Consider the following 11,817-nt stretch of genomic DNA (forward strand, 5'->3'; position numbering starts at 1 on the left):
GCGAATGGCATGGATATCATACGCGCGGTCGGCAAACACTTGGGATGAACATTCCGGGATTATTCGTTTTAGGATCCATGTTTTTTTCGACAAACACTAATGATGGAAGGAGATGAAGGAGTGAACGGTGTTTTATCCCAGTCCGAATATTGATTTTCGATATAAAAGCCGCGGCTCGTTAATAAACGCTGAAGCGTGTCATTATCAGTAAAGCGACATGCAATTCGAGAAGTTGTTTTCTCCGACCCCCAATCTCGGAACGTGACCCAGTGCATGATCTGGTTACTTGAATCATACGACTGTGTCCCAGAAACCTTGACTTTAATTCCATCCTTATCGATAAATTTTCCCCAGATGCTTTCCTCTTGGTTGGATAAATCGGTTCCCAAGGGGTTTCGTGTTTCAAAAACAAACATCCCATTTGGCTCTAGGTGCTTGTAGACGGTTTCGAGTAAGGCTCGTTGATCCTCATCGCTCAAAAATGCCTGGAATGCATTTCCTGTCAAATAAATCATGGAAAAACGCTTTTCGGAATCGAATGTACGAGCATCAGCTTCAATAAAATCCACAGGCAAACCTTGAGCTTTAACCCGCGCATATTCAAGCATCGATGAAGAAATATCAACACCTGTTATATGTATCCCCGATTTTGATATATGAATGGTTGTCAATCCTGTACCACATGCAAGTTCTAGAACCTCGCCTGGGTTCAATCTAGCCATATCAAGATAAAAATTATATTTATTAGTCTCGCCGCCAAATTCAAGATCATAATTAATCGGGTCTCGATACTCTTCAAGATTATCGTGATTTATCAATATGAATCATCCCTCCACTACAATACAGATTTCTTTAAATCATCCTTCATTATACCATCTATTTCTCGGTTTTTCGATATATGGAAACCATGTTGATGTTTTATAAAAAAGGAATGGCTCCCAAGCACTTTTTTTAAAAAAGCCGCTAATTTAGCGGATCGGATGAGGCAATATCTTTTTACTGGACGAGAGCGTGTCTTTAAACCTAATTTAACATCTCTTGAAAATTACACTACTAAGGGATGCCATAACCCGTTTAAAAAGTGCTGATTTACGTGTACGTGATATTAAGGAGGACTTTATATTGAAGAACGATAAAGGGGTTAACGTTTAAAATGGAAAAAATAATGGATGTTAGTTTAACTTTTGAGTCAAAAGATGAAGATACAATTATAGTAGGGACAAACAAAGGATTAGATCATTTAACCTACCCGGAAATAAAAAAATCATAGGTGATAAAATTCTTATTAAATACGCAGATCAAAGTGAGACGTAAAAAAGGCGGTTTCCCCTTTGGGGGAAACCATTCGTTATACATAATTCTTTTAAATATTTACTAAATATCCGCATTAACAATACTCTTAATTTTTTATGTGAAATACTTTTAGTATTTATTCATCTTTGTTATAGGAATTTCTTCATTTCATAAAAGGCTAATTCCCTGTGACCTGCTTGGCAGTGTTGCTCACCACCTGTTTCTTTAGTAAATACTTTGGTTGTAATGGACGCAGCATTGATTAATTCTTGTTGGATTTGTGCGAGTCGGCTAATAGGTACGTATTGATCATCTTCTCCAGCTAGTAAAAGAACATCTTGATTAATGAATGCCCCAATGCCTTGCATTGTGTGCTTTTCAAAATTTTTAATGAGATCAAAAGGCGTTGCTTCACCGGTGTTTTCCATCCCTTTGGTAATCTTCCAATGCAAATCAATATTGTGAGTCATCATCTGTTCGAATAATGAATTCACTTGATCTACTTCATTACGATTGACTAGCTGCATTATACTCTGATACGTTTCTTCTGGCATGCCCATTTTTAAGGCATCTAAGCCGCAATAGAAAATGTTAAAAGCAACTACTTTATCGATTCTCTTTTCGAAGGCTGCCGCACGCATAGCTAAATACCCTCCCCAAGAAGCACCTACGAGACTTACACGATCTAATTTGAAATAATCAATCACCGCTGATATGGGCTTTTCCCAGTTATGAATGAATTTTAGTCCGTTTTTTAATGCAGTTCCTTGGCCTGGACCATCAAATACAATAATATTGTAATGAATTCCCTTCATGAATTTCATCATTTTAAGCATCTCTTCCATGTAAGAATCATACCCACCAAAGACAAGTAATGTTTTCGTAGCTCCAGGCGCCAACAATTTTACAGCAGGAAGATAGGAATCTTCATAGGGAATCTTGTAGGATTCATAATCAAAATCATGAAAGCCTTTATAGAATGTTTCTCTATATTTTTGATACATTTTTTCTTTATTGGGGTCTGTATTTGCAAGATAAAATTCTGCAGCTTGATAGTAGACTGAGGCTAAGTCATAGTCCTTGCTATCTTCGCGTTTCTTTGCAAAATAGAGCCAAGCTTCATACCAGCTATGGGTGTCGTTTAATTTCGGAATCATTTTTTCCAAGTCAGCTTGTGCTCGATCATCTTCTTGGTAATAATCATTGATAAAACGATTAATTTGAAGATTGAATTGTTCATTATTTACATATGATTTAAACATATATTTTCCTCCTTCAATTTGGGTATGTGCTTACTATAGAGTATAGTTACTACATAAAAAATAATTAGTATCGCATAATCTGTAAGATATCTTACATGTTATATATGAAGTGTTCGAAAACTTACACATAAGGAGCAAGTGGTTAAATGAATGAAGATATCAGAATTTATAAAACAAAAATAGCTATTGAGCGAGCTTTAATAGAATTACTCCAACAACATGATTTTAAAGATATTACGATCAAAAAAATTTGTGATCAATCTCTTATCGGACGTTCTACTTTTTATAGTCATTATTTGGATAAGTACGACTTGCTAGAAAAAATAGTTAAACAGTATGCTTCTGATTTTAAAGTTGAAATTGAGCAGCGTTTTGATCCCATGGAAGAAGGCGAAAAATGTCAAAGACGCGAACATCATTCTTCTTTTAGATCAAATGCAAGAATATATTTTTAATCAGTTAAAGTCTGACTTGTATCAAGGTTAAATGTTTTAGCTAGTATGAGGGCGGTGAGATTACTTGGTTGATATAGAAAAGAACTTTAAACATAAAGAATATGCACCCCTCGAAGGGATGTGTTTCAAGCTACGAGAAATTGAGCATATCAAGAATCAAGCAAATGATTGGGAGCTAAGACTGCAGTTTATCGAATCCCACATGATTCTTGTTGCGGCAAGCGGTCAAGGCTGGCTAACGATTGATGGGCAATTCACCGAACTTCGACAGGGCAGCGTTTACGTGTGTACGCCAGGAGAACTCATCGAAGCAGCCGCGCACTCCTTTGATGAACGAGGGTTTTATTATCTTCGATTTGATGTTATGGACGATGAGGTATCTTCAGCCCATTCAATGCAGATTATTAAGAAGAACAGCCCGTTTCCGGCTAAAGGGGAAGTTATCATTACGTCGCCGGTTTCTGTTAATACGTTGTGCGATACCATTAACCAATACTTGCAGGATGAGGATCATTTAAAACGGTTTCGCGGGCAAATTCTCTTTCAAGAACTGCTGCATACCATCTTGCAAGATGCCCATCTTGTACAAGGAAACGATTCGGAAACAGTCCTAGACTATATCAAAGGCTATATAGAGCAGCATTACCAGAAAGAACTGACAATCGATCACTTGGCCAAGGTGGGGGGAATGAGTACCCGTCATTTTATGCGATTATTCAAAAAAAGGTATGGCTGCAGCGCGATAGATTATTTGGCAGTTTTCCGAATTGAGCAGGCACAACAGCTGATGAGATCGGGTGGGCAAAATCGTCTTCGGGATATTGCACGACATGTAGGTTATCATGATGATACTTATTTTCGGCGAAAATTTAAACAGGTATCGGGTGTGCCTCCAGCGGCATTTATGAAGAACAGCAGAAAAAAAATAGTCGCCTACGATTTCCCCAACATTGGGCAATTGATTGCGCTTCAAATTAATCCTTTCGCCGCACCAGCCGATCACCCATGGACTGGTTATTACAAGCGAAAGTATCACATGGATGCCGTGCTCCCTCTAAGTTCAAATCAATGGATCAAGAGAGAAGAAATTCGACTTGCTGAACCCGATTTTATTGTTGGTATCGACACTCTGGTATCTCCTGAGGAACAGGATATGCTGAGGAAAATTGCACCTGCATTTTTTGTACCCTGGGTGAAGAACGATTGGCGTACGCATTTGAGCTTAATTGGGAAATTTCTGGACAAGACCGTAGCAGCCGAGACTTGGCTTGAAAAATATGATCGAAGGGCTCTTTTTGTAAGAGAGCAAGTGAAACATGTATTCAAGGATGATCGTCTCCTCATTCTGAGAATCACCGGTGATCGTTACAATGTTTTGGGCAGTAGAAGCCTAGGCACAGTATTTTACGATGATCTGCATGTTCTGCCTGTGCAAGGCGTCGATCTTTTGAGTCAAAATCAGCAGATAACGCCTGACCAACTAGCGAATTTTGATCCAGATCGTTTATTGCTCATCGTAGACGAGGACATTCAGTCACAATTAAGTTGGCAAACACTCATGAATTCTAAGCTATGGAGTGATTTGAAAGCTGTCAGGAACAGCCGGGTGGACTTCCTTCCCTCATATCCTTGGGTAGAATATACGGCTTTCACTCATGAGCTTATGCTGGATGAAGTTTTAAAGATTTGGCGGGATCGTGCATGAAAAAAAGTCGCTATCGTCAATATTCCGAAATTATAAATTCATCTATACTCCTAATATATGATAATGATAATCAATTTTAATTAGAGGTTGTCATAAATAAATCAAATGATCAGGAGGACCACCGAAGAATGAAGCAACAACGACATATAATCGCAGGTTTAATTATCGTATTGTTCGTCATTGTATGTACAGGTTGTGGAGCCAATAATGCAGGAAACACAGCTAGCAATTCTGAAAAAGCGAATAAAGGAGCCACTGCTGAGCAGCACGTTATTTCAACTTTAAAAGGGGACCTTAGTATTCCAACGGAGCCCAAAAGGGTCATTGGACTTTCTGTTGTTTACCCGGAGTTGTTATATGCACTTGGCGTTACGCCTGTTGCGGTACAAAACTATCATCCGGATTTCCCATCCTATTTAAAGGAACCGTTTAAAGATACACTGAAGATGGGAATTGCCCAAACTCCTAATTTTGAAGCTATTCTGGCCTCTAAGCCGGATTTAATTATTGCCCCTACGTGGTGGTCCGACAAGGATTATGCTCAGCTTTCCAAAATTGCACCAACGGTGCTTTTACCGCAGCGGGATGATTGGCGTGATGAGTTACGGGATATTGGCGAGGTTCTAGGCAAAGTGGAACAGGCTGAAAAGGTCATTCAGGATTTGCAAACAAAAGAAACTGAAGCGAAGGAGAAACTCCATTCTCTAGTTGGTGACGAGACAGTCATGTACATGATGATTATGGCGAAGGAGATCGTTATTTACGGAGAAAATAGTGATCGGGGAATCTTCATCCATAAGACACTAGGTCTAAAGCCGATTAAAGAATATCCACAGGGTGAGCTAAGTCTATCCATTTCATTGGAAAAAATTCCGGAATATAATCCTGACCATATCATTTTGCAGTTAGATGATGACTCCAGCCAAGAAGTTCGGAATAGATATGAGGAAATGCTGAACAGTTCTTTATGGAAAAACATGACAGCCGTGAAAAAAAAACAGGTTCACATGATGGGAGGCAAGGAATGGTTTAGTCTTGGCATGTCTCCATTGGCAGATCTTCATGCTATTAATGATGTCGTTCATGCTTTTGAAAAATAGAGAACAATAATGGGAGTGTATGCTATGGGCACGGTTGATTTTCAACATTTGGAAGAAAAATTTTTCCTTACTTTGAATGAGCTTGATAAAACCGTGCTTACCATCCCTGCATTTGATCTATTAAAAGTTGAAAATATGAATCACTTAATTGACACATATAGCACGCTCATCAAAGCTAAAGAACGTTCTGCAGCGGCAGCTTTTTTTATTAGCTGGTACGCGGGGGTATGCGGTGCGATGCAGCACATGCTGTATCAAGGCAACGTGTTGCTTTTGGATTTATCATTATCTAATTTATCCGTACAATTATATGTAGTTGACGGCTATCCGCTTTTTTCATTTAAAATCAACGAAGTACGATTTAACCAAATTTCGATAATGGACCGGGACGAGGGATACAAGAAATCGCTTGATTCCTTTTACAGGGAACAGGTAACGCCTATAATCCAACTTTTGTCCCAACTTGCCCCCATAACCGCTATTCCATTATGGGGACAAATCGTTAATGCGTTGTATGCTCAAATGGAAGAAGAGTTGGCCGAAGTGTCTAATGAAGAAAGTAGAACCAGGATCATTTCTTTTTTCAAATTGCTCACACACGATGTCGATGCTAGTGCGTTCGGACTCCGTAATAACCCGTTTAATATTAAACCAAATTTCATTGAACACCCAAATATCCCTGATCAAAAAATGTTAGTGAAAACAGCTTGTTGCCTGGCTTATTGCTTGGATCGTGAATTTGGTTACTGTTACACATGTCCGCGATTAAAAGAAAAGGATCGGGCATTAATGAGAGCGAATGGACGTTGTTGAAAGAACATCTGCTTTGATTGGATAACAACGATTGAAGCTATGGAACTACGATTTTGATGGGCATGTTGCGTACGAACAATATAATTTTTATAGTTGTTATAGGAATTTCTTCATTTCATTAAAGGCTAATTCCCAGTGACCTGCTTGGCAGTGTTGCTCATCACCCGTTTCTTTAGTAAATACTTTGGTTGTAATGGACGCAGCATTGATTAATTCTTGTTGGATTTGTGCGAGTCGGCTAATAGGTACGTATTGATCATCTTCTTGATAATAATCATTGATAAAACGATTAATTTGAAGATTGAATTGTTCATTATTTACATATGATTTAAACATATATTTTCCTCCTTCAATTTGGGTATGTGCTTACTATAGAGTATAGTTACTACATAAAAAATAATTAGTATCGCATAATCTGTAAGATATCTTACATGTTATATATGAAGTGTTCGAAAACTTACACATAAGGAGCAAGTGGTTAAATGAATGAAGATATCAGAATTTATAAAACAAAAATAGCTATTGAGCGAGCTTTAATAGAATTACTCCAACAACATGATTTTAAAGATATTACGATCAAAAAAATTTGTGATCAATCTCTTATCGGACGTTCTACTTTTTATAGTCATTATTTGGATAAGTACGACTTGCTAGAAAAAATAGTTAAACAGTATGCTTCTGATTTTAAAGTTGAAATTGAGCAGCGTTTTGATCCCATCGAAGATGGCAAGGTGGCAAATGCCATAGAACTTGTAACCGATAATATGATTAAAAATAAGCTCGAAATTTCAACATTGTTAGCCGTTCATGAAGTAACAGCAGATCTACGTAAGGAATTTGAACAAATTTTGTTTAGGACTTGCTTAGATTATTTAAAGCAACAGAATTCTTCAACTTCGATCGCATTGGAGTATTTAGCAGAATTATATGCTGCTAACTCAATGATGTCTATTCAGTGGGTCTTGAAAAATGGCAAAAATGCTAATATCATTCTTCTTTTAGATCAAATGCAAGAATATATTTTTAATCAGTTAAAGTCTGATCTATATACAAGTTAGCACGCGTGGATTATGGGTTGCAGGAATAAACAATAAAGATCTATTTTGTGAAATGCAAAATAACACTTTGTTAATTTGTGATTGAACTTTAACAAAGTGTTATTTAAAATAATCTTCTCGTTCACAACATCGTTTCACCAAAAGGTAGCTTGCTGGAACTTTAACTTTATAATCCTTGGGTAAGTCCTAATATCTGATCATTAACATGTACATTACTTAATCCCCCGTGGTAGCAAACTACGGATGCAATGTCGAGATCTAAATACTTTTTCAATGAGAGACGAGCTGCATCCATATCCGGTGTGGTCGGGGCATGAATACCCCCGAGAATGCCGTTTACACTGTACATCGAATCCCCGGCAATAAGAGTCTTACTTTGCATTAAATAAAGGCTGATATGACCCGGAGTATGCCCAGGCGTATGGATGACGCGAATCCTGCCACAAAACGGAAGTTCCTGGCCATCTATTAAGATATCATCCACTTTGCCCTTCGGGGGATTCACAAGGTGACCATCTTTTAAAAGAGGGATCTCCCCCTGAATATACGGCTTATCCAGTTCGTGTGCATAGACTTTAATATGACTGCCACACTCCTGCAAAATCTCAGGAAGACTTCCTATATGATCCACATCTTGATGCGTCAAAATCACAGCTTTTAGTTGACCAAACGACACGCCTACCTTTTCCATAGCCACGCGTAAATCTTCAATTTGCCCGGGAAATCCTGTATCTATTAATACAGCCATTTCTCGATCCCACAAAAGAATGGGGTGAATTATATTCCCATGAAAATCTAGCTGAAGCATTTCTACTCCCTGTGAAATTTCCATAATATCGGGCCTCCGTACAATGTAATTGCCACCCATGCTAAAATAGGTTCATGGGGCGAATCCAACTCTGTGGCGTTGCCGTTCCTTAATGTCAATGGATACGGTGCGAATGGATGTAATAGGAATAACAAACGTCTGATATTGCGTAACGTATTTAACGAACTTGTCGTCAATCTGATCCAATATCCCGTCGCATACATTTGTCCCATCTATAAAATGAATAGTTACTTCCTTGCCTTGTAAGCTTGCTAACATGATATCACCTCGTATTATTTCTTGAAGTTTCTTGCGGTTCATTAGGTTTTGAGCATACTCTACAAAGAAGTTATCACTTGATCAATAACACCATATTCCAGTGCCTCCTGAGCGGACATGTAAAAATCCCGGTCCATATCTTTTTCGACTTTTTCAAAAGATTGCCCGGTCCGTTCAGCTGTGATACGGGTTGCCTTTTCACGAGTCCATAAAATTCGTTTTGCGCTGATCGCAATATCGCTGGCCTGACCTTGTGCGCCACCATGCGGCTGATGGATCATGATTTCACTGTTCGGCAACGCCGAACGTTTCCCTTTGGCGCCCGCCAGCAAAAGGATCGCTCCAAACGAAGCAGCAAATCCCGTACATATCGTGTGCACATCGGGTTTGATGTACTGCATCGTATCATAAATGGCAAATCCTGCGGAAGTAGAACCACCCGGGCTGTTGATATACATGTAAATTTCTTTTTCCGGATCTTCTGCCGCCAGGAACAATAATTGAGCAATAATACTGTTAGCCAAATGGTCATCAATGGCTGCCCCGACAAACACAATACGATCCTTTAATAGTCTTGAATAAATATCGTACGATCTTTCACCTTGAGCGGTTTGCTCGACAACATAAGGCACATAAACACTCATTTTTTATACCCCCAATTTCCTGTTTCCAGTTGATTTCTCCTTGTAAACGAACCGAGGCCGTAAAAAGATACGGAGGCTTCAATGGGAAAACGATTTGCGTAAATGGTGTAACTTTTACAACTACTTGTTCGTTTACATTGGAGGTAGCAAATGGCTTTGCTCTAGGAAAGGGCAGAATAAGACCGTGGAGGAGAGGACCTATGCGCATAGATGATTCTATACAAATGACAGATAATATAATAAACATCGAGAACTTGGAGGAATTACAGGCGGTCCTGAAACGTTACTGTCTGTCGCTTACGAAATCAACTTGGGATGCGGAAGAACTGGCTCAGGACACTTGGATCAAAGCATTAGGCAAGTTAAATAGCTTCGAGCATACAAATCCCGAAGCGCTTTTGCTACGGATTGCTAAGAACACCTGGATTGATGACATACGGAGAAAAGCAGTCTACACTCGGATATTGAATAGGGAACAAGCGAGAGTAAATGTACCCGATCATGGATCTTTTGAAATCGAGATAGCGTTGCAATCCTTAATGAAACATTTATCTCCGCTTCAAAGAACTGTTTTTTTGCTGCGAGATGTGTTTGGATATTCGATTCGTGAGACATCCGACAAGCTTGAAACAACGGAGGGAGCGGTAAAAGTTGCACTCCACCGGGCACGAAAATCGCTTGGAGCAGTCAGGGAGGATCTCCTCAAAGGAGAGTTATCCTTACCGGAAAGTGAAAACTCGAAGACTTTTCTAAGGGCGTTGACGGCAGCATATCAGATGGGAGATATTGCAGCAATGGTTATGCTCTCCCATCAGGATGAAATGGAGCCGGACGTGGTGATCGGAATCGTCAATCATAAGCTGCACCGGAGTCTCGCTTCAGTAAAACAAACGGATTCCCATATCATGAATATGATAGCGGCGTAGTTTGCGAAGAGAAATGTGGAGCGGATCATAGTGGTTGTTTCTGATGAAACAAGTTCCCGGTCATTCCAATTTACGAACAGATTGTTCGGGATTACAGGCAGTAGGGTGAAAATCATGCGGGGCAGTAACAGAGGCAGCGCACAGCCAATGATGGCAAAGAGTCCATGGTGGCTGTGCGGAAATATCGGTGATATCATTCAGGAATAATATTTAATTTTTTATATTAGAAAGTGAACCCTGAGAGCTAACACCTATGAATTGTTAAGTGATTCGTTCAGAAAAAGAGTAGATCGTTTTGTACTTAAATTATGGAATGATACATCTTCGGAGATAGTCGATGTTTATTCATCCGTTGTTGTTAATCTAAATTTAAAAATGAGTTACAACTTAATGAAAGACTCTTTAGAAAGAGATCTAAATGAAGAAATCCGAGAAATTATCGAGGATACAATTAACGAGATAGGCGAGGATATAGAGGTCCCATTTAAAATGAATTGATATGTGGATTTTAAAGTTGAATACATATTACATCTATGAAAAAGCTTTTCTAATATTGGGGAAGTGTCAACTTTGCTGGTACTCCCCCGTGTAGATCAAGAGGATACTATCGGTGCATTAGACAAGCACATTGGTGAATTTGTCTGGTAAAGCAATCTACCTGAACGAAATGAGTGTAATATTCCAAACGCACTTTTATTGATAACGATGCAAGAAGCCATCAACTAATTTGGCGTTTGTCATCTGAATTACGGACTGATTTTCCAGTTCCTCGGCCATATCATCATCCGTCATGGACATGAAAAAAATAATATCTTCTTTGGATTGGCCGAATTGATTAAAAAGTACATCGTCTGTTTCCTTAACTACCTTGGCCATAATTTTTATCATTTCATCTTTATAGTCAAACACATTTTCGGTTGCATACAGAAATTTGCTAATATGATTCAAGTGTGTTGTATCGCCATATTGATATTCGCAAAATCCCCATCTATAATAATTTTCATCTTCCTTGCTGTTGCACAGGTCTTGGGCCTTCATGTTTGTGATATATTTAGCAAGTGATTCCTCCGTATTAACAGCAAGAAACAATGTGACAAAATCGCTGTCTGTGCCAAAAGCACAAGCGTAAACCTTCTCATTCTTCACTTCTTCCAGTATGCTTTTAAGATCATCCAAAAATCCTGCCCTAAATCTTTCCTCAAATTCATTCAGAAAATTGTTCATCTGGTTCATATACTCCTTTATGAGTTTTATGCTTGATTATATATTACATTATTAGCACGACTCGTGTAGCCTGCCGTTATTCTCTTTCTATTCTTGTAGCGACAGTCCAAGGATCGTCATAGTTTACGAATGTCACTGGCAGAAAAAATGTTTTAGAAATCCTTTCATTTGTTTAAAAAAAGTTGTTATAATTGTTAGATCAGTGTGTAGAGATATTGGTACTAGTTTTAATGACCAAAAATATATGTCG

The 11,817-nt window shown here is 38.7% G+C and carries 13 protein-coding genes and 1 pseudogene; 7 read left to right on the plus strand and 7 right to left on the minus strand.

Annotated elements, in window-relative coordinates:
* Positions 1-68 precede the first annotated feature (68 nt).
* A complete protein-coding gene (locus KAI36_RS11950) occupies positions 69-818 on the minus strand; it encodes a class I SAM-dependent methyltransferase (protein ID WP_220027838.1) in 750 nt (249 codons plus the stop codon).
* Positions 819-1,442: 624 nt separating this feature from the next.
* Complete coding sequence (locus KAI36_RS11955) at positions 1,443-2,555, minus strand: alpha/beta fold hydrolase (RefSeq protein WP_220027839.1); 1,113 nt, start codon at positions 2,553-2,555, stop codon at positions 1,443-1,445.
* Between the two features lie 146 nt (positions 2,556-2,701).
* Here KAI36_RS11955 and KAI36_RS11960 point away from each other — a divergent pair, with 146 nt between their 5' ends.
* The 4 genes from KAI36_RS11960 to KAI36_RS11975 all read left to right on the plus strand — a co-directional run bounded on the left by KAI36_RS11960 (position 2,702) and on the right by KAI36_RS11975 (position 6,628).
* Positions 2,702-3,010 (plus strand): TetR/AcrR family transcriptional regulator, encoded by a 309-nt coding sequence (locus tag KAI36_RS11960; RefSeq protein ID WP_258382285.1) that lies wholly within the window; start codon positions 2,702-2,704, stop codon positions 3,008-3,010.
* 202 nt (positions 3,011-3,212) lie between these two features.
* Positions 3,213-4,715 (plus strand): AraC family transcriptional regulator, encoded by a 1,503-nt coding sequence (locus KAI36_RS11965; RefSeq protein ID WP_220027840.1) that lies wholly within the window; start codon positions 3,213-3,215, stop codon positions 4,713-4,715.
* Positions 4,716-4,843: 128 nt separating this feature from the next.
* Positions 4,844-5,815: an ABC transporter substrate-binding protein gene (locus tag KAI36_RS11970; RefSeq protein WP_220027841.1), complete on the plus strand. Its 972-nt coding sequence runs from the start codon at positions 4,844-4,846 to the stop codon at positions 5,813-5,815.
* A gap of 24 nt (positions 5,816-5,839) precedes the next feature.
* The gene (locus KAI36_RS11975; RefSeq protein WP_220027842.1) at positions 5,840-6,628 is read left to right on the plus strand and encodes a hypothetical protein; all 789 of its coding nucleotides are present in this window, start codon (positions 5,840-5,842) and stop codon (positions 6,626-6,628) included.
* 96 nt (positions 6,629-6,724) lie between these two features.
* Here the strand turns inward: KAI36_RS11975 and KAI36_RS11980 are convergent.
* Positions 6,725-6,976 (minus strand): annotated as a pseudogene (locus KAI36_RS11980) (alpha/beta hydrolase); the annotation flags it as partial.
* Positions 6,977-7,110: 134 nt separating this feature from the next.
* Here KAI36_RS11980 and KAI36_RS11985 point away from each other — a divergent pair.
* Complete coding sequence (locus KAI36_RS11985) at positions 7,111-7,686, plus strand: TetR/AcrR family transcriptional regulator (protein WP_220027843.1); 576 nt, start codon at positions 7,111-7,113, stop codon at positions 7,684-7,686.
* Between the two features lie 166 nt (positions 7,687-7,852).
* On the opposite strand, the gene KAI36_RS11990 is transcribed toward KAI36_RS11985, so the two are convergent.
* From KAI36_RS11990 to clpP, 3 genes are read right to left on the minus strand one after another with little or no spacing between them, the layout of a single operon-like run.
* Positions 7,853-8,518 (minus strand): MBL fold metallo-hydrolase, encoded by a 666-nt coding sequence (locus KAI36_RS11990; RefSeq protein WP_220027844.1) that lies wholly within the window; start codon positions 8,516-8,518, stop codon positions 7,853-7,855.
* A gap of 48 nt (positions 8,519-8,566) precedes the next feature.
* On the minus strand, positions 8,567-8,773 hold the full coding sequence (locus KAI36_RS11995) for a hypothetical protein (RefSeq protein WP_220027845.1): 207 nt from the start codon (positions 8,771-8,773) through the stop codon (positions 8,567-8,569).
* A 59-nt stretch (positions 8,774-8,832) separates the two neighbouring features.
* On the minus strand, positions 8,833-9,417 hold the full coding sequence (gene clpP, locus KAI36_RS12000; RefSeq protein WP_013310269.1) for an ATP-dependent Clp endopeptidase proteolytic subunit ClpP: 585 nt from the start codon (positions 9,415-9,417) through the stop codon (positions 8,833-8,835).
* Between the two features lie 224 nt (positions 9,418-9,641).
* Here clpP and KAI36_RS12005 point away from each other — a divergent pair, with 224 nt between their 5' ends.
* Together KAI36_RS12005 and KAI36_RS12010 are read left to right on the plus strand one after the other, a co-directional pair.
* On the plus strand, positions 9,642-10,343 hold the full coding sequence (locus KAI36_RS12005; RefSeq protein WP_258382286.1) for an RNA polymerase sigma factor: 702 nt from the start codon (positions 9,642-9,644) through the stop codon (positions 10,341-10,343).
* Positions 10,344-10,373: 30 nt separating this feature from the next.
* On the plus strand, positions 10,374-10,550 hold the full coding sequence (locus tag KAI36_RS12010) for a hypothetical protein (protein WP_220027847.1): 177 nt from the start codon (positions 10,374-10,376) through the stop codon (positions 10,548-10,550).
* A 486-nt stretch (positions 10,551-11,036) separates the two neighbouring features.
* On the opposite strand, the gene KAI36_RS12015 is transcribed toward KAI36_RS12010, so the two are convergent.
* Positions 11,037-11,567 carry a DUF4303 domain-containing protein gene (locus tag KAI36_RS12015; RefSeq protein WP_220027848.1) on the minus strand — a complete coding sequence of 177 codons (531 nt, stop codon included), beginning with the start codon at positions 11,565-11,567 and terminating at the stop codon, positions 11,037-11,039.
* Positions 11,568-11,817: the final 250 nt, after the last annotated feature.

Source organism: Paenibacillus sp. S02, assembly GCF_019454065.1.
In the GTDB taxonomy this organism is placed as follows: Bacteria; Bacillota; Bacilli; order Paenibacillales; family Paenibacillaceae; genus Paenibacillus; species Paenibacillus polymyxa_B.